Genomic DNA, 20,605 nt, shown 5'->3' on the forward strand with positions numbered 1-20,605 from the left:
CGAGACATTAACGCCCATCCGGGGGTGCCCGGGGGCTTGAGCGGAGGAACACGCGGTGGAGTTCGACGTTCTCGTTGAGATTCCCAAGGGGCAACGGAACAAGTACGAGGTGGACCACGAGTCCGGCCGCATCAGGCTCGACCGGATGCTGTTCACCTCCACGCAGTACCCCGCCGACTACGGCTTCATCGAGGACACCCTCGGCGAGGACGGAGACCCCCTCGACGCTCTGGTGCTGCTTCAGGAGCCGACCTTCCCGGGGTGCCTGATCAAGTGCCGCGCGGTCGGGATGTTCCGCATGACGGACGAGAAGGGCGGTGACGACAAGGTGCTGTGCGTCCCGGCGACCGACCCGAGGATGGAGCACATCCGCGACATCCACCACGTCCCCGAGTTCGACCGCCTGGAGATCCAGCACTTCTTCGAGGTCTACAAGGACCTGGAGCCCGGCAAGTCGGTCGAAGGCGCCAACTGGGTCGGCCGCGTCGAGGCCGAGGAGGAGATCGCGCGGTCGATTAAGCGCGCCGAGGAGGCCAGCCACCAGCACTGATCCGCCGCCTGTCTGACACTGCGGATCCGCGCCCTCAGGCGGGGCGGGTCGCGCCGATGAGGTCCTTGCGCCACATCGGCGCGACCCGGACCACGTCCCCGGTCTGCGGGGCGTGCACCATCATGCCGTTTCCGATGTAGATGCCCACGTGCCGGATGTCGGCGGGTCTACGGGTACCGCGGCCGAAGAAGAGCAGGTCCCCACGCTGCAGCCGGTCGTACGGCACGTGCCTGCCCGCGGTCCACTGGGTGCCCGTCCAGTGGTCCATCTTGACCCCGACCCTGGCCCAGGCCTGCATGGTGAGCCCTGAGCAGTCGTAGCCGGACGGTCCAGCGCTCGCCCACACGTAGGGCTTGTCGATCTGGGTCAGCGCCCAGTCCGCGACGACGTTCCCGCGTGTCTGCTCCGTGAGCGCGACGGCCTGGGTCGTCTGGACCGGCTGAACGACCTGGGCCGTCTGGGCCTTCTGCGCCTGCTGGGCCGCCGCGCGCGCCCTGGAGCGCCCCTTGGCCGCCCTTCGCCTCTTCCTGGCCGCCTCCCGCTCGGCGACCAGTCGCTGCGCGGTGGTCAGCGCCGTCTCGGCCTCCGTCCTGAGCCGGGCGCGTTCCAGGCTGAACCTGCGCACCTCGGCCGCCTGCCCGACCACGTCAGGGCCGAATCCGGAGACGGTCGTCCCGCTCTCGCCGTCCGGGCCGACGTTCCGCGCCTGGGCCAGGATCTCGTCCTCGTCCACCTCGGGGTCCGGCCTCACGGCCGTTGCGGCGGAGGCGCCAGGGGCGTCGGGGAGGGCCGGGGGCGCAGGGGTCGGCCCTCCCGCTCGTTCCAGGGCGACCAGTTCCTCCAGACGCCGTCTGGCCTCGTCCAGCCTGGCCGTGGCGTCGTCCAACTGTTTACTTCGCTCGACGGCCGCGGAGCGCGCCTCGGCGACCTCCTCGGCCGTGGGGCCGGTTCGGGTCTGGGACCAGGCCGTGGCTCCTGAACCGGCTTCCACGCCCGCGACCAGGCAGCATGCCAGTCCGGAGACCACCGCGACGACGTGACAACGCCTTCCGCGTACGGAGTGCATATTTCACCTCTCCCATAACGCCAACGAATCAGCGCATATCGCTATGTGTCACTGCATGACAGCTCGCTTGACTCCAGATTCCCCATAGTCACTCTTCGCACACATGTAACACACATAACGCGATCGGCGTCGTTCAGTGGGATTTCCCCTCAGGCGCATCAGGCATGGAAAATGCCGGGAACAACGCCCGAAGAAGGACCTTTCCCGCACAGATCACCTGGTTCTCCCCCAGCCTTCATTACTCCCACATTCCCCGAAATTTCCCCCACCTTTTAAAAAGGCCAGAAAGTCTGGAAAAATCACATCGAAAAGCGGGCACAAAAAAGGGCTCCGGGTCTGCGGAAGACCCGGAGCCCCACCAAAAAGGTGAAACACACTAAATGCCCGAAAGGCCCAACGTCACGGTCTGGCGTCCCCTGCGGCCATTCCCTGCCTGCCCCGGTCCCTGGCGAAGGCGGCCGTCGTCGGCTTGACCGTGTGCATCGGCACGCTGCCGCCCAGCGCGAGCTGCTCGTAGGGACGGCTGCTCGACCCCCAGGTGTGCGCCTCGACCTCGGCCTTCGCGATCTGCTTGGTGTTCGGGACGCTCTCGATGTGCATGACGAAACGCCGCGTACTGTCCGAGCGGACGTCGTCGACGAACGCGCTCCCGCCGCCGAGCAGCTTGCCGTCCTTGTCCCGCAGCAGCGCGGTGACCTCCAGGCTGCCCGCGGGCAGCCGGTACGGCGTGCCGACGTAGCCGACGACCACGTAGCCGTTCTCCCTGCGCACGGTCATCACGTCGGTGACCGGGAACGGCTGGAAGGCCGAGACGATCCGCCCGGCGAGCCGCCACTCGGCGGGCCGGTAGTCGATGTCGACCCGGGTCGGCTGCTCGGTGGCGACCACCTCACCGCTGAACGGCAACAGCCCGGCGGGCGGCACGGCGTCCAGGGGCTGCTGCAACCGGATGATCTCCTTGCCCGCGGCGTCCTTGGCGATCACCGTGGCCACCACGTTCTCCCCGAAATGCCAGGGATTGCTGTTGGCGAGCACGCCGGCCCAGTTCACCACGTACCCCCCGTCCTTCTTGACGACGGACGAGACCTGCTCCTTGACCGTGAGCGGCTTGAGCGGAGCCGCCTCCCGCTGTTCGGGACCGGTGGAGCATCCGGCCAGGAGCAGCAGGGCGATGGCGCCGACGATTCGGGTACTGTGCGTCACATAGCCGTGATAACCCGTGGTTATTCGGGCTCACACCGGACACGCACGCCTCGGGGGAATTCTTTAACTGAGATTCCCTATGCCGGATTATTTGTACAGAATCCCCAAAGGCATGTTTCAGCGCTTCCTGACCACCCGGGTCTCGTCCCAGACGGGCTCCGACGACTCGTAGACCCTGCCGTCGGAGCCGAAGACCAGATAGCGGTCGAAGTCCTCGGCGAACCAACGGTCGTGGGTGACGGAGAGCACCGTCCCGTCGAAGGCGTTGAGCCCCTCCTGCAGGGCCTCGGCACTGGCCAGGTCGAGGTTGTCGGTCGGCTCGTCGAGCAGCAGCAGGGTGGTCCCGGACAGTTCGAGCAGCAGGATCTGCAGCCTGGCCTGCTGTCCGCCGGACAGCGTCTCGAACCGCTGGTCACCCACGTCACCGGCCAGCTCGTAGCGCGAGAGCGCCTTCATGGCCTCGTTGCGCAGCTTCGCGTGCTCGGTCATGACGATCTCGCAGGGCGTCTTGCCGAGCAGCTCGGGACGGGCGTGGGTCTGCGCGAAGTGACCGGGCACGACCCGGGCACCGAGCCTGGACAGCCCGGTGTGCCGGATCTCCTCCCCGGCCAGCAGGCGCAGGAAGTGCGACTTGCCCGAGCCGTTCGAACCGAGCACTGCGACCCGCTCGCCGTACCAGACCTCCAGGTCGAACGGCTTCATCAGGCCGGTCAGTTCGAGGCTCTCGCAGATCACCGCGCGTTTGGCGGTACGGCCGCCGCGCAGGCGCATGCTGATGTTCTGGTCCCTCGGCGCGACCTCGGGCGGCCCGGCCTCCTCGAACCTGCGCAGCCGCGTCTGGGCGGAGTGGTAGGCGGCGGCCATGGTGTCCATGTACTTCGCCTTCTGGCCGAGCATGACGACCAGGCGCTTGAGCTTGGCGTGCTCCTCGTCCCATCGGCGCCGCAGCTCGCCGAGGCGCTCATTGCGGTCCTTCCTGGCCTGGGCGTAGGTGGCGAAACCGCCACCGTGGATCCAGATGTTTCCGGACTCGACGGTGACGATGCGGTCGGCGGCGTTGGCCAGGAGCTGCCGGTCGTGGCTGACCAGCAGGACCGTCTTGGGCGTCTCGCGCAGCGCCTGCTCCAGCCAGATCTTGCCCGGCACGTCGAGGTAGTTGTCCGGCTCGTCCAGCAGCAGCGTCTGGTCGGGCCCGCGCAGCAGCGCCTCAAGGACCAGCCGCTTCTGCTCACCGCCCGAGAGCGTGTTGACCTCGCGGTACTTGCACCGGTCGTACGGCACGCCGAGCGCGGCCATGGTGCAGGTGTCCCAGAGCACCTCGATGTCGTAGCCGCCGGCGTCCCCGTAGTCGGAGATGGCCTGCGCGTAGCGCATCTGGGCCTTCTCGTCCTCGCGTTCCATCATCACCAGTTCGGCGGCCTCAAGCTTCTCCGCGGCCTGCCGTACGCCCAGGGGGGAGACGCCGAGGAGCAGGTCGTGCACGGTGCGTCCGTCGCGGATGCTGCCGATGAACTGGCGCATCACCCCCAGGCCGCCCGAGCTGGCGACGCTGCCCTCGACGGGCTGGAGGTCGCCGGAGATCAGGCGCATCAGCGTCGTCTTGCCCGCCCCGTTGGGGCCGACGAGCGCGGCCTTGACCCCCTCGCCGACACGGAACGACACGTCGTCGAGCAACGGCCGTCCGTCCGGGAGAACATAGGTCAGATGGCCAACCTCAACGTGCCCCACGCAAACCCCTCCTCAGGTCCTCGCGCAGGGTATCCGCCGATGTGAGAGGTTCGCACATCATTAATCCGCCGGGTACGGCGCCCGTACCCGGCGGCGGTCGGAGACCCTCGTCCCTGATGACCTCGGGGACCGTCTCCCGGCGCCCCCGCAGGCCGGAGAACAGGCCCTAGTAACCGGTGCTGAAGCGCTCCCTGACGAAGGAGCCGTTCTCCAGGACGTCGATCAGGGCCGCGGCGTAGTCGGGAACGGTGATGCGGGTGGCGATGCCGTCGATCGGGGTGTCGCCGCCCCTCACCTGGTAGACGCCGGTCCGCTCGCCGTCGACCAGGTAGGCCGGGGGCGGGCTGCCGTAGGACCAGTCGAGCGCGTCGCCCTCGGCCCGCAGCAGGTCGAGCGCCTTCGCCTGGGACGTGGCCTCCTCCAGATACTCCTTGGGGAAGTCGGGGCCGTCGACGAAGCGCTGTCCCGGGGCGGCCTCAAGGCTGCCGCCGCCGCCCACGACCAGCACCCGTGTCACACCGGCTCCGGGCAGCACGTCGATCAGGTTCCGTACGGCCCCCGGCACGTCCCCCTTCACGGCGAGGACCACCGCGTCGTAGCCGGACAGTTTCTCGGCGACCGAGGCGGGGTCGAGCACGTCGATCGCGACGCCGTTCTCCAGCCCGGAGACGTTCCTGGCCAGACCCACGGCCTCGTGGCCACGGTCACCGGCCTCCTTCAGTACGGCCGAGCCGATGTGGCCGGTCGCTCCGACGACTGCGATCTTCATCCGTTGTCCTTTCCGACACGCTCAAGGAAGTCGGCGATAAGAGGGGTTATTTCCGGAAGTTTCTCTTCGAGAGCGAAATGGCCGGTATTGAAAAGGTGCAGCTCGGCCTCGGGCACGTCCCGCAGGTACGCCCTGGCCCCCTCCGCGACGAAGAAGGGGTCGTTGCTCCCCCAGACGACCAGCGTCGGCGGCCGGTTGGCGCGCAGCCACTCCTGCCACTCGGGGTAGCGCGCCACGTTGCTCCGGTAGTCGAAGGCCAGCGCGACCTGCGCCTCCTTGCGACCGGGCAGATCGAGGAAGTGCTGGTCGAGGGTCCAGCCGTCAGGAGAGATCGTCTCCGGGTCCGACGTCCCGCCCTCGTACTGCCCCCTGGTCGCCTCCAGGGTCAGCAGCCCCCGGACCTGGTCCTCCTGACCCGGGCCGAGCGCGATGAACCCGCGCGCCTGCTCGCTCAGCCCCTCCTCGTAGGCGTTGCCGTTCTGCACCACCAGGCCCGCGACCAGTTCGGGACGCCGTACGGCCAGCCGGAAGCCGACCGGCGCGCCGAAGTCGAACATGTAGACCGCGAACCGCCCGAGCCCGAGCCGGTCGACGAAGCCCTCGACCACGTCGGCGAGCCGGTCGAAGGAGTAGACGAACCCGTCGGGGGCCTGGGTGTGCCCGAAGCCGGGGTAGTCGGGAGCCACGAGGTGGAACCGGTCTCCCAGGGCGTCGATCAGCCTTCTGAACTGGTGTGACGCCGACGGAAAACCGTGCAGCAGGAGCAGCGTCTGAGCGTCGGCGGGACCGGCCTCACGGTAGAAGACCCGCACCCCGTCCACGTCGACGAACCGGTGGGCGATGTTCATCACATGCTTCTTTCGCTCGAAGACGCATTAGTTATAGCGCTCGATCATCTAATGCGTCAACGCGACGAAGTACCATTAGAGCCATGGACCTCCCGCTGACCGGCGAGCCCCTCGCCCTCGACCTGATCAACACCAAGGGCGGCTCCCCCGAAGGGCCCGTCGACCACCTCGCGACCCTCGACGGCCTGCGCCGGTGGCTGGCCTCGCAGGAGCACCGCCTGCCCCAGCCCACCGCCGCCCTGACCGAGGCCGACCGCGCGGCCGTCGTCGAACTGCGCGAGGCCGTCGCGACCGTGGTGGATCTGGCGCGCCGGGGCCTCGAACCGCCGGAGCGGGCGCTGCGGGCGCTGAGCGACGCCGACCGGCTGGCCTCGCCGTACCGGACGTTGGACTGGCGGGAGGGGCGGGTGGTCGTGGGGGCCGAGCGGGAGGGCGACTACCGCTCGACGCTGCTTTCGCTGCTGGCGGGCGCCACGATCGACCTGCTCGCCGGGCCGATCGGGACCGTGCGTGACTGCGACGGGCCGGGCTGCTGCATGCTGTTCCTGCCCGCGCACCCCCGGCGCCGCTGGTGTTCGCCCGAGCTGTGCGGCAACCGGGTGCGGGTCGCGCGCTACTATCGCCGCCACGCGGGCCGGGAGCCCCAGGCGTAGGATCACCGGCATGCCCGAGGTGATCGTCCGGCCGTCCGCACGGATCCTGCTGGTCGACGACCGCGACCGCGTCCTGCTCTTCCACGGACCCGGCATGGGGAAGGACTCCAGCCACGCCTGGTTCACCCCCGGCGGGGGCCTCGCGGACGGTGAGACCGCGCCACAGGCCGCGGCCCGCGAGCTGTTCGAGGAGACCGGGCGGCGGGCCTCGCCCGAGGACTTCGGCCCCGTCGTGGCCACCAGCTCAGGGCACTGGGTCCACAAGGACGGCAGGCTGTTCCTCTCCCAGGACTCCTTCTTCTTCCTGCGGACCGGCGGGGGCGAGATCGACGACTCCGGCATGGAGGACCTCGAACGCTCGATGATCGACCGGTCCCGCTGGTGGTCGCTGCCCGACCTGCGCGCGACCCGGGAATCGGTCATCCCCCTCGGTCTGGCCGCCCTGCTCGGAGACCTGCTCGCCGGCGCCGTGCCCGCCGAGCCCGTCGTCTTCCCCTGGCACCACCCGGAGCCGCCGCTCTGATCCTCGCCCCGGATCATCCAGGCGAAAACTGACATACCTGGCTATTACAGTGTTGATCCTTGTCGGGTGATCGCCTCGGGGAGACGTCAGATGCAAGCCAAGGGGCAGTCAGCCGAAATCATGGTCGCCGAGGCCCGCAAGGCCTTCTGGACGATGGTCGGCTTCCTGGCCCTCATCTGGGCGGTCCAGGTCGTCAACTGGATCTCCGGTTACGCCCTGAGTTACCAGTACGGCGTGCGCGGCTGGACCCCCTCCACCCTGCCCGGCATCGCGACGTCGCCGTTCCTGCACTGGAGCTGGGAGCACATCGAGGCCAACTCGGGACCGCTGTTCGTCTTCGGTTTCCTGTCCGCCTACCGGGGAGTCGTCAGGTTCCTCGGCGTGACCGGCCTCATCATCCTGGTCAGCGGCCTGGGCGAATGGCTCACCGCCGGCTCGACGAGCGTCGCCGTGGGCGCGAGCGGCGTCGTCTTCGGCTACTTCGGTTACGTGCTGGTGCGCGGCGCCTTCGACCGGCACCTGATCGACATCGTGGTCGGCGTCGTCATGGCGCTGTGCTTCGCCTACCAGATCACCGGGGGGCTGCTGCCCCAGGAGGGCGTCGCCTGGCAGGGCCACGTGTTCGGCTTCCTGGGCGGTCTGCTCGGCGGCTGGCTGTTCCGGAACCGTGCCCACGCCGCCGCCTCCGCTCCCGCCTCCAGGGCGGGCGCCGCCAAGCCCTCCTCCCCTGAGGACTCCCGAGCCGCCCTGCTGAAGGAACTGGACGACCTCGGCCTCTGAGACACCCCGCCGGGCGTCGTCGTGCGCATGGTGGTCAAGGGGTTCCCCATCGTCACGAAGACCAGGGGTCGCCTGGCCGGCGTCACCCGCCCGGACCGTCGCCGGTCATTCGGTCACCTCGATTTCCCCCGTCTTCCAGAAGCGCCGCAGCGGGCCGCAGCAGTACCACACCAGGAAACCGGCCGCCGCGCACATGAGACCGGCCGTCGGCACGTCGCCGCTGAAAAGCGTGACGATCCCACCGATGGCCAGGCCCAGCGTCATCGGCACCAGGAGAAGGAGAGCGAGCACGACCCAGAACCGCCGCATGCCGCGCACGGTGTCGCCGGTCGTGGATTTCACCGCCGCCCAGACCTCCCCGTGATCCGTTCGCTCGGAGAGACCGTCCGGGGAGGCGGAAAGCGGTGAAGGGTTCCCGGGCGGCGACGGGGGATTCGTCGGCGCCCGAAGCGCGGAGTCAGGGAGAGTGGGCGGGGCCGGCTGGGCGGTGACCTGCGCCTGCGGAGAGCCGGGCTTTCCCAGAAGGGCCTGGAAGCCCTTCCAGGTGAAGGACGCGGCACCGAACCACAACACGAGTTTTCCGAACAGGTCCAGCCACCAGAGCCAGCCTGCCAGGGCACATATTCCGGCCAGCCCGAAAAGCGAAAGGCCGATGTAAACCCGTTCCTTCTTCACGCCGCACCCCTCAAAAGAGTCGGGACCTTCCTGTTGAGACGAACGGCGGCCGCTCATTGTTCTGAGAGAGCGGGCAATGACCGACAGCGTTTCTGAGGGCCGGTCGTGAAGCCGCCCCACAGCGGGCAGAAAACGGAAACGACACGACGCCCTTTTCCATCCCCCTGATCTCACGGATGAGCGGTGGGCGCTGATCGAGGCACCGCTCCCGGCGCGCGCCGGACGGCCGCGGGCGCCGGGACATCGTGGATGCGACCCCGTCCGCGGTGCGGACCGGTCGCGCCCGGCCGATGCCCTGGGCCAAGCCGGGGCAGGGGTTCGCGACCCGGGCCACGGTCGCTCGAACGGGTCCGACGAGACCGGCGATCGACGCCCGAACGCCCCCCGGCCCGGCGGGACGAACCGGGGTGCAAACCACCGCCAACCCCATCGAACTGGTCGAGTTGCCCTGGCCTCACTAAGGCCGTCAACAAAGCGGTCTCTCCAAAGACACGGAAAAGAACGCGCCAGTACTTGGTCAGGTTCTAACTTGCACCCCATGCCTCCACGCGAAGAAACCGCCCTGCTCCTTGATGGGCGGCCGCCATTACTGTCCAGAGCGCTTTTGTTGCGCTTTGTAACCGTGGTCGGCGCTCTGGGAAGTCTGTTCCTCCTGATGTCGGTCGTGCCGCTGCGCGCGACGGCCTCCGGTGGGCAGGACGCCGCCGGGCTGACCACGGGAGCGCTGATGCTGGCCACGGTGGTCGGCGAACTGGCCGCCCCACGCGTCGTCACCCGGTACGGCCACCGCCTCCCCCTGGCCGCGGGACTCGTCCTGCTCGGCGTGCCCGCCCTGCTGCTGACCGTCTCCGACGACCTCACGTGGACCGTGGTGATCTGCCTGCTGCGCGGCCTGGGGTTCGCGCTCACGATCGTCGCGGGCGGCACGCTGACCGCCGCGCTGATCCCGCCGGAGCGCCGCGCCGAAGGGCTGGGGCTCGTCGGCGTCGTGTCCGGGGTGCCGTCCCTGGTGGGACTGCCGCTCGGGATCTGGCTGGCCAACCGCGTGAACTACGAGACCGTGTTCGTCCTGGCGGCCCTCGTCGCGCTGGCCGCGCTCCTGGCGGTGCCCGGCCTTCCCGAGGGCCGGGACCTGCCGGGGCCGACGATCGGGGTGGCCGCGGGCTTCCGCACCGGCGCCCTGGTCAGGCCCGCGACCGTCCTGGCCACCACCGCCCTCGGCTCGGGGATCGCCGTCACGTTCCTGCCGCTTGCCGTACCGGACGAGCTTGACGGTCTGGTGGCCACGGCCCTGTTCGTACACCCTGCCGCCGCCACCGTCGCCCGCTGGCTCGCCGGCCGTCACGGCGACCGGTACGGCTCCGCCGGGCTCGTGGTGCCCGCCCTGCTGGCCTCGGCCGCCGGGATGCTCCTGACCGCGCTGACCAACGACGCCGTCGCCGTCGTCACCGGGGTCGTGCTGTTCAGCGCGGGCTTCGGGATCGCCCAGAACGCCACCCTGACGTTGATGTACGCCCGGGTCACGGCCTCCGGGTACGGCACGGTCACCGCCCTGTGGAACTTCGCCTACGACGCGGGCATGGGGATCGGCGCCGTCGCCTTCGGCATGGTCGCCCAGCGGACCGGCTATCCCCTCGCCTTCGCCCTGACCGCCGTCCTCACCATGACCGCCCTTCTACCCGCCCTCACCGATCGCGCAGCCAACGGCTGAGCCGGAGACCCCCGCGCCGGACGAGCCCGTCAAGCCTGCCGCGCGGGGCTGAGGAGACCCTCCCACCGTTCGACGGGTACGGCACGGCCTGGCCCTGCCGCCGCGCCGTCGATCTCTCTCATCGGCCCCGGACGCCTGTGCGCTCACCCGTAGACGGCGGAGAGCGCCCCGCCCCGGGAACGCACGCCGTACCTCGTGAGAACCACACTCCGCCACGGCGATTTCCGTGCGCCGAAACTGGGGTTTTCGGTGCGTCCAGGGAAGGAAACCGCCCCATCGTTTCTTTAGTGGCTGTTCGGGAGGGTTCAGCGGATTCTCACACTTTTGCCTGGTGTCTGCCGTGTTCGCATGACTTGGCCATCGGATAAATCCATATGTGTCCCATTACACACGCCATATCCGGCAACCCTCACCCGGGTGTCAACCGTCCGTCTTCTGGCCCCTGCCCGCCCCTGCCCCATGCCCCGCGAACGGAGACGACCATGACCGACCATGAGCGGCGGCTGATCGACCTGCTCGGCAGCATTCATCGCGGCTGGCGCTACGAGGCACGCGACCTGCCCGGCCTGCCCCGGTGGTGGGCGCACCGCTACCAGCCGGTCACCCCCACCCAGCACGCCGCGGGGGCGCGTGACTCCGTCGCTCGCACCACCATCCACCGTCTCGCCCGGGCCCTCGGCCACCAGGACGAGATCATCCACCTCATCCGCAACTGACCCGTACAGGAACCCTTCATGACCAGCATCGTCAGCCCCGACGGAACCTTCACCACCGAAACCGGCGCCACAGAACGGCTTCTCACCCCCGCCGAGGTCGCCCGCGTCTTCGGCGTCGACCCCAAGACCGTCAACCGATGGGCCCTGACAGGAAAGATCCCCTCCGTCCGCACCCCCAGCGGCCAACGCCGCTACCGCGAAGGCGACATCCGCGCCCTGCTCCACCCCGACCGCCAGGGGTGACCGCCGGAACGGCCGCAGAACCGGATCGCGGCTGACACAAAAATCGATGTTCATGAGCGTCGAAAGAATGCGCTGACGCCGGAGAATTGAGCGGGGCCCGCTCGGGTGACCATGGGGGGAGCCCACGAGTCGCGCCCCGCGCAATCATCGTCCGGCAGACATCCTCACGAATCCAGAATATGAGTTGCCGAAGCCGCCGGGAGAACCGCAGGATTTTCCCTGTTCCCCTCTCCTCGAAAGGCGTCGAGATGGCACTGTCGTGTTCTTTTCTGGTCGCGACGACGTCGCTGACCCTGCTCGCCCCACACCAGACGGCCCTGGCGTCACCGGATCCGGTGACGGTCATGGAAAAGCTCATGACCCCGGGAAACGGGGTGACCATCTCGGCGAAATGGAAGTTCTGGCTGCGTGACAGACCGGCCACATCGACGGTCGTCCTCCACACCACGGGGGTCCTGGCCTTCGGAAAGGGCCGGGTGGTGGCAGCGGACGCCACCCGCCTCTTCAAAGGCGGCAGGAAGGTCAGGTTCCGCGTCGCCGGAGGGAGGACCTACGCCTCGGGGGGAGCCTGGTCGGACATGCTGCCCCAGGGAAAGACGTGGGCCCGCAGCTCGATTCTCGATTACCAGCCGTACGAGTTCACCGAGCAGGACATCAACATCTTCGAACCCACGACCCTGCGTGAACTTCTGAAATCCGCCCGGTCCGACAGGGGAACCACCACGACACGCTATTCCGGTTCCATCACCGTGAAAGCGCTGTGCGCGGTCTCACCCTCATGCAGGTCGGAGTACGGCAAGAAGGTCAACGCCGATATCTCCTGGCGGCTCTGGACCAACGAAAAGGGTCAGGTGGTGCGGCTGTTCGCGAAGTGGGTTCTTGCGAAGACCGCCAAGAACCCGGTCAACGGCACCACCGAGATCGACACCTCCTACAGCGGCTGGGGAAGCCGGGTCTCCGTCAGCGTTCCTCCCGCGAGCCAGGTGGCCAAGGTCGACTGACCGCACGCGTCCCCGCCTCCCGTGGGGAACCCGCGACCGGAGGACTCGACGGTGGACGTCCGGACCACGAACGCGCGGGTCGCGAAGGCCGTCCGCCACGACCCGCGTTCGGTTCAGGGAGCGCCGTCCGAGGTCGCCTCGGGCTTCGTGTGGAGGATCTCGCGGGCCTGGTCCGCGGCGCGGACGATGCTCTCGGAGACAAAGGTGACGAAGCGAGCGATGTTCTCCAGGCGGGCGGCGGCCGGGGTGCCGGGGCCGAGAACGCCGACGCCCTGCCGCGCGACCTCACCGAGATGGGCGGTGGCGCGGGCGCTGGCCATCATCGACTGGTACAGGACGTCGTCGTCGACCACGTAGCGTTCACGGCGGCGTTCGTCGCGTTCACGACGGACAAGGCCCTGGTCCTCAAGGAACGCGATCGCCTTGGAGACGGACGCGGGGCTGGCCTGGAGGCGCCCGGCGAGTTCGGAGGCGGTAAGGCTGCCCGCGTCGGTGGCGTAGAGGCTGGCCAGCGCCTTGGCCGTCATCTTGGGCAGGCCCGACCGCATGAAGACGGTGGCGAACTCCTCTTCGTACTCACGCACCGCCTCGGCATCGCGTCCGTGGGCCTGCGGGGCCGTGTCGAGGCTCCGGGGCGCGGCCCTCCTGCGGCGGACACGGCGTTCGGTGGCGCGGTGGGCCAGGTCGGCGCGGTAGGCGGTGGGACCGCCGTTGCGCATCACCTCGCGTGTGATCGTCGAGGTGGGACGGTCAAGGCTCCTGGCGATCTCCGCGTAGGCCAGGCCGTCGGCCAGTCCCAGCGCGATCTGCTGACGGTCCTGCTGGGTGAGCCTGCCTCCTGGCATCAGGGTCTCCTTCGTGGTCTGCGACCTGTCCAGCATAGCGTTCAATTTCGATCCATTGCAACGCACCAGCCGATGCCCGTTGCGTTGAAAACGGACCCATCGCAACGATTTACATGCTTCCACCTGCTGGTTTGTCATCTACACGCAACAGTGATGTTGCTCAATCTCGAAAGGCAACGTAGCGTTTCCATTGTTCGAAACGACACCCGCAGGAGAGCACATGAAGACCTTCAACACCCCCGCCCCCATCTCCGCCGTCCTGGACGTCCCCGCGGGACGCGTCCAGCTCATCGCCGCCGACCGGGCCGACACCACGGTCGAGATCCTGCCCACGGACCCCTCGAAGGGCCGCGACGTGACGGCGGCGGAGCAGACCAGGGTCGAATACGGCGACGGCGTCCTGCGGGTCACGGCCCCGGCGGGGAGGAACCAGTTCCTCGGCCCCTCGGGATCCGTCGAGGTGACCGTACGGCTGCCCGCAGGCTCCCACGTCGAGGCCAAGGTGGCCGACGCCGAGTTCCGGGGCGTCGGACAGTTCGGCGACGTCGCCTTCGAGGGCGCGCACGGCCCGGTCGTGATCGACGAGGCCGCGAGTGCCCGCATCACCACCGCCGCAGGCGACATCTCGGTCGGTCGGCTCAACGGTCCCGCGGAGATCAACGTCAGCAAGGGCGACATCCGCGTCACCGAGGCCGTACGCGGCACGGTCGTGCTGCGCACCGAGGCCGGAGGGGTGTCGATCGGCGCCGCCCCCGGAGTCTCGGCCTCCCTGGACGCCGGCACCTCCTACGGCCGGGTCCACAACTCGCTCAACAACACCGAGGGCGCCGCCGCCCAGCTCGTCATCCACGCGACCACCGCCCACGGCGACATCGTCGCCCGCGGTCTCTGACCCGCGACCTTCGTCCGTCCGCTCGACGTTCACCACGGTTCACAGCAGAAGGAGCGCACCACCATGTCCGTCACCCACACCAGCCAGGATCGTCCGGAGCTGCGGAAGACCGTCCAGGAGATCGTCGATTCGGGTTTCACCGGGGTGCACCTGCGCGTGCACGACGACCGGGGCGAGTGGACCGGTAGCGCCGGGGTGAGTGAGCTGGGCGGGTCCGACGAGCCACCGGCCAACGGACACGTCCGGATCGGCAGCAACACCAAGACCTTCGTCGCGGCTTTGGTCCTGCTGCTCGTGGCCGAGGGCAGGATCGAGCTGGACACCCCGGCGGACGACCACCTGACCGGGTTCGGGCTTGACCGGCGGATCACCGTACGGATGCTGTTGCAGCACACCAGCGGGGTGTTCAACTTCACCGGCGAGTACTACGACGACGCGACGTTCGCGCCGGGAATCCCCTGCCAGGGCAAGGAGTGGGTGGACGGCCGGTTCAGGACCTACCGGCCGGAGGAGTTGGTACGGCTGGCGCTGTCCAAGCCCGCGCGGTTCGAGCCGGGGACGGACTGGAGCTACTCCAACACCAACTACGTGCTGGCCAGGCTGCTGGTCGAGAAGGTCACCGGCCGCTCACTCGCCGAGGAGATGCGGCGGCTGATCCTGGAACCGCTCGGGCTGTCGGACACCGTGGTGCCCGACGGCCCGGAGATCCCCGGGCCACACGCCCACGCCTACTACCGCTACCAGGACGGGGACCTGCAGAGGACGATCGACGTCACCCGCCACGACCCCTCCTGGATCTCCAGCGGCGGTGACATGATCTCGACCGCCCGGGATCTGCACACGTTCGTCTCCGCGCTCGTGGGCGGCAGGCTCCTGCCGGCTCCGCTGCTGGCCGAGATGTGCACGCCGCATCCCAAGGCCGGCTACGGCCTGGGCGTGTTCGTGCAGGACACGGAGTGCGGCGGCACCGTCATCACCCACAACGGCGGCATCACGGGCCATGCGGCGCTGATGTACAGCACGCCCGACGGCGGCACGACCCTGACCGCCTCGCTGAACTACGTGGACGACTCCGCGATGTCCCTGGCCGGGGCGTTCCAGAAGGTGATCCGGATGCTCGTCTCGGAGGTGTTCTGCGGCGGGCGGTCCGGATCGCCTGACGAGACGGCCGACCCGGCACAGCCCGCGAACTGAGCGTCGCCGTACTCCGGAGGCGTCGTGGTGAAGGACGCGGGAATGAGCGCTTTCGAGATTCGGCCCGCACGGGGCGGGGACGGCGACGGGGTCGCGGGGGCTTGGCGGGACTCGGCCGAGTACTACCGGGAGGTGGCGCCGAAGGAGTTCCAGGTTCCGTCCGAGGACGGCCTCTCCGAATGGCTGGAGAACAAGCTGGTCGACCACGACGAGAGCACGCTCGCCCTCGTCGCCGACCACGCCGGACAGGTCGTGGGGTTCGTCCACGCCACCTTCCTGCCGCCGCACGCGGAGGCCGAGCGGCAGATGACCCGGGACGTCGGCCTGCCCAGGGTGTTCGTCAACGCCCTGGCCGTACGGCGTGCGCACTGGCGGGGCGGGGCGGGCACCGGGCTGATGCGGGCGGTCGAACGGTGGGGGCGGGAGCGCGGGGCCCGGCTGCTCACCCTGGAGGCGTTCGCGGACAGCCCCGTCTCCGTACCGTTCTACGAGAACGGAATGGGCTACGACCGCTACGCCATCGTCTTCGCCAAACCGCTCTGAGACATGACGATCACGGTCGGTGACCGCTTCTGAGCGGTGAACGCGGCCAACCGACGGGAGCCGCTCCCCCGCGCTACCGGGGGGCGAAGGCGGCGAGGAAGACGCGGACGCCCTCGTCGGCCAGGGCGGTCAGCTCCTCAGGAGAGCCGACGGCCTCGTCGCCCAGGAAGGCGGCCCGGTTGGTGGGGATCGAGACGACCAGCCAGGTGAACATGTAGGCGGCACGCTCGGGGTCGGGGACGTTCAGCAGGCCACGCTCGGCGAGCTTCGCGAAGGTCTCCGCCAGGAGCTTCAGGGTGCGGCCCCAGCTCCGCTCGAAGTACTCACGTCCAACGGCCGGGAAGCGCTCCGCCTCGGCGATGACGAGGCGTCGCATCTGCAGGATCTCCCGGTCCGTCAACCCGGTGAGCGTCATCCGGGCGTGGTCCCGCAAGGCGGTCTCAAGGTCGTCGGTCTCCGCGAGCGTGCGAATCGCGGGCTTGAAGTACTCGTAACCACGATCGACGGTGTCCAGCACGACGCCGGTGAACAGTTCCTCCTTGTCGGCGAAGTACTGGTACACCGTGCGCTTCGAGGCGCCCGCCGCGGCGGCCACCGCGTCCATGCTCGTGCCGACGTAGCCGTGGGCGGTGAACACCGCCCGCGCGGCCGTGAGGATCTCCTGGCGCTTGCGCGCCGAGCGGGCCTCGGCCCGTGTCGAAGCGGTCAACGAACTACCTCCTTGACAGAGAACACTACCCGGTTTAGTTTACAGCCAGCATAAACGGTACCGTTTAGTTTACTTGGAGGTGAACCGTGGGTAGCGTGATCTCCGTCATCGCCGCGTCGATCGTGGCGTTCGTGCTCAGTTCGACTTACTACGCCCTGCTCACCCCGACCGAGAAACGTCTGCTGGGTGAGCGCGCCCCGGATCGGGGCGACCGGCCGCCGCCGCTGAAGATCCTTCTGGAGCTGGCGCGCGGCCTCGTGGTCGCCGCGGTGATCGCGGGCCTGGCCCGGTACGCCGGCCTCACCGACGTGTGGTCGGCGGTGGTACTCGGCCTGGTGCTCTGGGCCGGGTTCCCGGCGGTGCTGCTCACCGGCTCCATGATGTGGGAGAGGACACCCGCCGTCACCGCGGCGCTGCACGCCGGTGACTGGCTGGTCAAAGTCCTCGTCATCTCGGCGATCGTGGGGGCCTGGTTGTGAACGACGTACGGCCCTATGAGACGGACCCGCGCGTGGACGACTACATCGAGGCCCTGCCCCGGTGGCAGCAGGACATCTGCCGGCAGGTCCGAGACCTGATCCACGCCGCCGACCCCGAGGTCACCGAGACCGTCAAGCGGACGGTCCGGCCCTATTTCGTGCTCAAGGGCAACGTATGCGCGCTGCTCGCCGCCAAGGACCATGTCAACGTGTTCCTGTACGACGGCGGCATCGTCCCCGACCCCGAAGGCATCATCACGGCCGGCCACCACAACAAGACCGCCCGTACGGTGGCCTTCCGCGAAGGGGAGGCGATCAACGCCCCTGCCCTCACCGCCATGTTCCGGCAGATCATCGCCGACAACCGCGCCGGCGGATGGCGCAGGTTGAAGGATCAGTCCAGGTAGACGGCGGGGTCCCCGCGGGGGCGACGACTCCACCGGGACCCAGGACAGGCACGTCACCCGTCCGGCTTCCCGTCCTCGCCCGCGACCGGAGCCCGTCGTGGACGGCCGTCAGTCGAGCAGGGCGGCCGCGCGTTCCAGGTCGGTGTGGATCAGGTCGGCGTTGACGGCGGCGGCGGCGCGGTATCCGGCGCTGGCGGAGTTCACCACCTGCTCGGCCGGTCCGGTGGCGTTGCCCACGGCCCACACGCCCGGCACGCTGGTCAGTCCCACGGGGTCCACCTCGACGAACGGCCCCGCCGGAGTGTCCTTCGTCCGGGCGCCGAGCTTGGCGAGGAGCTCGTCACGGGGCACCATGCGCGTCGGCACGACCACGACCGAGCGCGGGAACACCTGTCCGCCCGCGAGCCGTACTCCGGTGAGGCGGTCGTCCTCGACCACGACCTCCTCGACCTCACCGTCGGCCACGCGCACCCCGGCCGCCCTGAGGAGCCGCAGGTCGGAGTCGGCGAGCTCGTGGGCACCGGAGAACAGGACCACGTCATTCGAGAGCTGACCGAACAACAGCGCCTGGTGGATGCCCGTGGCCCTGCCGTACAGCACGCCGATCGGTTCGTCGCGCACCTCCCAGCCGTGGCAGTAGGGGCAGTGGATCACGTCCCTGCCCCACCGTTCGGCGACGCCGGGGAGGTCGGGGAGCTCGTCGACGAGGCCGGTGGCGACGACCAGGCGGCGGGCGTGCACCCGGCCGCCGTCTCCGAGCGTCACCTCGAACTCGCCGTCCCCGTCGGGCTCGGCCGCCGTCACCCGGTCACGGACGAGCTCGACGCCGTAGGCGGCGACCTCCCGGCGCACCTCGGCCAGGAACTCCCCCGGTGGCGTGCCGTCGCGTGAGGGGTAGCCCTGCATGTGCGCGGCCGGGGTGTTGCGTTGCTCGCCCGCGTCGACCACCAGGACCGAGCGGCGCGACCGCCCGAGGATCATCGCCGCGGTCAGCCCCGCGATCCCGCCGCCGACCACCACGACCTCGTAGCCGTCCTGCTTGCTCTGCATGGGAGATCACCTCACGTGTACGAAGAGAACGTCACCTACGACGATGCATCATCCATCCAGTTTTGGCAAAACTCTTTGCTGAAACAGCAAGGCAACCTCGGTGCCCGTCAGCCGGTCGTGCAGCATCCGGCCTTCGGGGTCGAGGAGTGCCCACGCCCCGTCCACGATGAGGACGAGCGGCCCGTGGACCGGCACGAAGACCAGGAGCGGGAAGAGCAGCGCGCGCAGCGCCGTCCTCGCCGTACCCGCGTGGACGAGGTGTATGCCCATCAGCCGTTTGCCCGGCGTCCTGCCCCACAGGGCGTGCTGTCCCCAGAAGTACAGGAAGACCGTGGGCAGGATGACCAGCTGTTCGAGATCCACGTCGTCCAGTGAGAGGGGAGCCCGGTTCAGCAACCCGTGGTCCAGATGGAAGTCCTCACCGGCGAACAGGGGGACGATGGTCAGGACCACGAGGATGATCGCGTAGTCGGCCAGGAGCGCCACCGCCCGCCGCCAGGCCACCCCGGACGGGGACGGGGACGGGGCCGCAGGGCGTTCCATGGCGGCGCTCGCCGCCAGGACGAGCACGGCGGCGCCCAGCAGGCAGATCTGGGTCTCTCCCAGGACGTTCAGCACCGTGTCACCCCATTCGGCGCTGAACAGGGGGATCGAGCCGCATCCGTCGATGGAGGCATAGTCGGGAGTGAGCGGCTGGACCACCGCGACCAGGACGAGGAGCACCGCCGTCCGCCGTCCGACACTTCGCGCGTCCCGGCCGCCGAGGCAGGCGAGAAGCCCCACCAGCACCAGTCCCGCCGGAACCGCCCACGTCAACACGTTCGTCATGATCCGATCGAGATCACCGCGCAACGAGGTCAACGGGGAGGCGTCCCATGAGAGATCACCCAGGCAGACCCGGAACTCGCCGCTGCCGAGTTGGGCCAGGAAACGCCACTCCTGCCAGGTCGGGAAGGCCGCGACGGCCACGGCCGCCGCCCAGGTCAGCAGTGCCGTTCTCGGTAATCGGTGGTTCATCATCGTGGCCTTCGGGTCAGGTGGGTGTGTTTGAGGTAGGGGCCGGTGATGCCGGTCTCGATGTGGGTCACGCCGTCGATGCCGGCCAGGGTCGTGCTGACGTACTCGTAGAGGTCGCGAACGGTCGCGGTCACCACGGCCGCGAACAGGTTGACCGGCCCGGTGACCGCGGCCACGAAGGTCGTCGGCGCGTGCCGGGCGAGGGCGGCGCCCGCGGTGCGCAGGTGCCGGGGATCGACGTCGATGTGGAGGGTCGCGCTGACCGGACAGCCGAGGGGAGCCGGGTCGAGGTCCCGGTCGATGTGGATCGCCCCGGAACGCAGCAGGACGTCGAGCCTGCGCCGTACGGTCGACTCGGGCTGGTGGGTCTCGGCGGCGAGGGCGGCGGCCGGGCGCCGGGCGTCGTGCCGCAGCGCGTCCAGCAGGACCCGGTCCTGGGCGGTCAGGCCGGGGACGTTCTCCGGCACCGGGACGGGCCCGACCAGCTCACGCTGCCGCTCGGTGAGCGGGTCGGGAAAGCCCTCCCAGTCGGCGTGACCGGGCGTCCGGTAGTGGTGCAGCAGTTCGTACGCGGTGACCCGGGTGACCCGTCCCGTCCTGGGCAGCTGGTCGAGAATCAGGTGGTCGCGTTGTTCCGCGGAGGCCGCGCGGACGCCGCACATGATCTCGGAGCCGACCCCCGCGGTCCTGACCCAGGAGACGTCGTCGCGGCGGACGAGCGCGTCGGCCAGCCGGGCCGCCGACCCCGGGTGGACGTGGAGCCTGAGCATCTGCCCCATGTCCTCCTCGCGCGGCGTGGGCACCGCAACCACACGGACGACGCCGCGCTCGACCAGCGCCCGGTATCTCCGCGCGACCGTGTGCTCGGTCGCCCCGAGCGCCACGGCGAGCCGGCGGAACGACACCCTCCCGTTGATTCCGAGGGCGTGCAGGATCTGGTGGTCGAGTCTGTCCACAACCACTCTTATAGCGCGGTCTCGTGCTCGTTCCGCTCACTTCGAGC

The 20,605-nt window shown here is 69.2% G+C and carries 24 protein-coding genes; 13 read left to right on the top strand and 11 right to left on the bottom strand.

All coding sequences use genetic code 11. The features are described from left to right. The first annotated feature begins 55 nt into the window (after window positions 1-55). Window positions 56-550 (top strand): inorganic diphosphatase, encoded by a 495-nt coding sequence (locus tag ACIBVQ_RS37575; RefSeq protein ID WP_399183514.1) that lies wholly within the window; start codon window positions 56-58, stop codon window positions 548-550. Window positions 551-584: 34 nt separating this feature from the next. On the opposite strand, the gene ACIBVQ_RS37580 is transcribed toward ACIBVQ_RS37575, so the two are convergent. The 5 genes from ACIBVQ_RS37580 to ACIBVQ_RS37600 form a co-directional block, all read right to left on the bottom strand. Beyond that, window positions 585-1,616, bottom strand: coding sequence for a C40 family peptidase (locus ACIBVQ_RS37580; RefSeq protein ID WP_399183516.1), 1,032 nt, complete (start codon window positions 1,614-1,616; stop codon window positions 585-587). 399 nt (window positions 1,617-2,015) lie between these two features. Then, the gene (locus tag ACIBVQ_RS37585; protein WP_399183518.1) at window positions 2,016-2,819 is read right to left on the bottom strand and encodes a hypothetical protein; all 804 of its coding nucleotides are present in this window, start codon (window positions 2,817-2,819) and stop codon (window positions 2,016-2,018) included. Between the two features lie 117 nt (window positions 2,820-2,936). Further along, window positions 2,937-4,547 carry an ATP-binding cassette domain-containing protein gene (locus ACIBVQ_RS37590; protein WP_352014789.1) on the bottom strand — a complete coding sequence of 537 codons (1,611 nt, stop codon included), beginning with the start codon at window positions 4,545-4,547 and terminating at the stop codon, window positions 2,937-2,939. Window positions 4,548-4,713: 166 nt separating this feature from the next. Beyond that, window positions 4,714-5,316: an NAD(P)H-binding protein gene (locus ACIBVQ_RS37595; RefSeq protein WP_362911139.1), complete on the bottom strand. Its 603-nt coding sequence runs from the start codon at window positions 5,314-5,316 to the stop codon at window positions 4,714-4,716. Next, window positions 5,313-6,164 (bottom strand): alpha/beta fold hydrolase, encoded by an 852-nt coding sequence (locus ACIBVQ_RS37600; protein WP_399183521.1) that lies wholly within the window; start codon window positions 6,162-6,164, stop codon window positions 5,313-5,315. The genes ACIBVQ_RS37595 and ACIBVQ_RS37600 overlap by 4 nt, the downstream gene beginning before the upstream one ends. An 83-nt stretch (window positions 6,165-6,247) precedes the next feature. On the opposite strand from ACIBVQ_RS37600, the gene ACIBVQ_RS37605 reads away from it, so the two are divergent. The 3 genes from ACIBVQ_RS37605 (at window position 6,248) to ACIBVQ_RS37615 (ending at window position 8,120) form a co-directional block, all read left to right on the top strand. Further along, window positions 6,248-6,817 (top strand): CGNR zinc finger domain-containing protein, encoded by a 570-nt coding sequence (locus ACIBVQ_RS37605; protein WP_352014792.1) that lies wholly within the window; start codon window positions 6,248-6,250, stop codon window positions 6,815-6,817. A 10-nt stretch (window positions 6,818-6,827) separates the two neighbouring features. Next, on the top strand, window positions 6,828-7,340 hold the full coding sequence (locus ACIBVQ_RS37610; protein WP_399183523.1) for an NUDIX hydrolase: 513 nt from the start codon (window positions 6,828-6,830) through the stop codon (window positions 7,338-7,340). 90 nt (window positions 7,341-7,430) lie between these two features. Beyond that, window positions 7,431-8,120, top strand: a complete 690-nt coding sequence (locus ACIBVQ_RS37615) for a rhomboid family intramembrane serine protease (RefSeq protein ID WP_352014794.1) — start codon at window positions 7,431-7,433, stop codon at window positions 8,118-8,120. Window positions 8,121-8,225: 105 nt separating this feature from the next. Here ACIBVQ_RS37615 and ACIBVQ_RS37620 read toward each other — a convergent pair whose 3' ends face one another. Beyond that, entirely contained in the window at window positions 8,226-8,852 is a 627-nt protein-coding gene (locus ACIBVQ_RS37620) for a hypothetical protein (RefSeq protein ID WP_399183525.1), read from the bottom strand. A 481-nt stretch (window positions 8,853-9,333) separates the two neighbouring features. Between ACIBVQ_RS37620 and ACIBVQ_RS37625 the strand changes: the two genes are divergently transcribed. From ACIBVQ_RS37625 to ACIBVQ_RS37640, 4 genes are all read left to right on the top strand, one after another. Beyond that, window positions 9,334-10,506 carry an MFS transporter gene (locus tag ACIBVQ_RS37625; protein WP_399183527.1) on the top strand — a complete coding sequence of 391 codons (1,173 nt, stop codon included), beginning with the start codon at window positions 9,334-9,336 and terminating at the stop codon, window positions 10,504-10,506. A gap of 482 nt (window positions 10,507-10,988) precedes the next feature. Further along, on the top strand, window positions 10,989-11,222 hold the full coding sequence (locus tag ACIBVQ_RS37630; protein WP_352014797.1) for a hypothetical protein: 234 nt from the start codon (window positions 10,989-10,991) through the stop codon (window positions 11,220-11,222). Window positions 11,223-11,240: 18 nt separating this feature from the next. Further along, entirely contained in the window at window positions 11,241-11,465 is a 225-nt protein-coding gene (locus ACIBVQ_RS37635; RefSeq protein WP_352014798.1) for a BldC family transcriptional regulator, read from the top strand. A gap of 86 nt (window positions 11,466-11,551) precedes the next feature. Continuing rightward, window positions 11,552-12,466, top strand: a complete 915-nt coding sequence (locus tag ACIBVQ_RS37640; protein WP_399183530.1) for a hypothetical protein — start codon at window positions 11,552-11,554, stop codon at window positions 12,464-12,466. Between the two features lie 113 nt (window positions 12,467-12,579). Here the strand turns inward: ACIBVQ_RS37640 and ACIBVQ_RS37645 are convergent, their stop codons facing one another. After that, a complete protein-coding gene (locus tag ACIBVQ_RS37645; protein ID WP_399183562.1) occupies window positions 12,580-13,311 on the bottom strand; it encodes a helix-turn-helix domain-containing protein in 732 nt (243 codons plus the stop codon). Window positions 13,312-13,531: 220 nt separating this feature from the next. Between ACIBVQ_RS37645 and ACIBVQ_RS37650 the strand changes: the two genes are divergently transcribed. The 3 genes from ACIBVQ_RS37650 to ACIBVQ_RS37660 all read left to right on the top strand — a co-directional run bounded on the left by ACIBVQ_RS37650 (window position 13,532) and on the right by ACIBVQ_RS37660 (window position 15,940). Continuing rightward, a complete protein-coding gene (locus ACIBVQ_RS37650) occupies window positions 13,532-14,203 on the top strand; it encodes a DUF4097 family beta strand repeat-containing protein (RefSeq protein ID WP_362911133.1) in 672 nt (223 codons plus the stop codon). Window positions 14,204-14,266: 63 nt separating this feature from the next. Beyond that, window positions 14,267-15,397 (top strand): serine hydrolase domain-containing protein, encoded by a 1,131-nt coding sequence (locus ACIBVQ_RS37655; protein ID WP_399183532.1) that lies wholly within the window; start codon window positions 14,267-14,269, stop codon window positions 15,395-15,397. A 42-nt stretch (window positions 15,398-15,439) separates the two neighbouring features. Then, complete coding sequence (locus ACIBVQ_RS37660) at window positions 15,440-15,940, top strand: GNAT family N-acetyltransferase (protein WP_399183534.1); 501 nt, start codon at window positions 15,440-15,442, stop codon at window positions 15,938-15,940. Window positions 15,941-16,013: 73 nt separating this feature from the next. Here the strand turns inward: ACIBVQ_RS37660 and ACIBVQ_RS37665 are convergent, their stop codons facing one another. Further along, window positions 16,014-16,649 (bottom strand): TetR/AcrR family transcriptional regulator, encoded by a 636-nt coding sequence (locus tag ACIBVQ_RS37665; RefSeq protein WP_362911130.1) that lies wholly within the window; start codon window positions 16,647-16,649, stop codon window positions 16,014-16,016. 95 nt (window positions 16,650-16,744) lie between these two features. Here ACIBVQ_RS37665 and ACIBVQ_RS37670 point away from each other — a divergent pair, with 95 nt between their 5' ends. Continuing rightward, window positions 16,745-17,128, top strand: a complete 384-nt coding sequence (locus ACIBVQ_RS37670; protein ID WP_399183536.1) for a DUF1761 domain-containing protein — start codon at window positions 16,745-16,747, stop codon at window positions 17,126-17,128. Between the two features lie 32 nt (window positions 17,129-17,160). Then, window positions 17,161-17,535 carry a DUF1801 domain-containing protein gene (locus ACIBVQ_RS37675; protein WP_386188951.1) on the top strand — a complete coding sequence of 125 codons (375 nt, stop codon included), beginning with the start codon at window positions 17,161-17,163 and terminating at the stop codon, window positions 17,533-17,535. 108 nt (window positions 17,536-17,643) lie between these two features. Here the strand turns inward: ACIBVQ_RS37675 and ACIBVQ_RS37680 are convergent, their stop codons facing one another. From ACIBVQ_RS37680 to ACIBVQ_RS37690, 3 genes are read right to left on the bottom strand one after another with little or no spacing between them, the layout of a single operon-like run. Further along, a complete protein-coding gene (locus ACIBVQ_RS37680; protein WP_399183539.1) occupies window positions 17,644-18,585 on the bottom strand; it encodes an NAD(P)/FAD-dependent oxidoreductase in 942 nt (313 codons plus the stop codon). Between the two features lie 48 nt (window positions 18,586-18,633). Further along, complete coding sequence (locus ACIBVQ_RS37685) at window positions 18,634-19,605, bottom strand: RDD family protein (protein WP_399183541.1); 972 nt, start codon at window positions 19,603-19,605, stop codon at window positions 18,634-18,636. Beyond that, complete coding sequence (locus ACIBVQ_RS37690) at window positions 19,602-20,558, bottom strand: Lrp/AsnC family transcriptional regulator (protein WP_399183543.1); 957 nt, start codon at window positions 20,556-20,558, stop codon at window positions 19,602-19,604. The genes ACIBVQ_RS37685 and ACIBVQ_RS37690 overlap by 4 nt, the downstream gene beginning before the upstream one ends. Window positions 20,559-20,605: the final 47 nt, after the last annotated feature.

This window comes from Streptosporangium sp. NPDC049376, from assembly GCF_044466505.1.
Taxonomy (GTDB): Bacteria; Actinomycetota; Actinomycetes; order Streptosporangiales; family Streptosporangiaceae; genus Streptosporangium.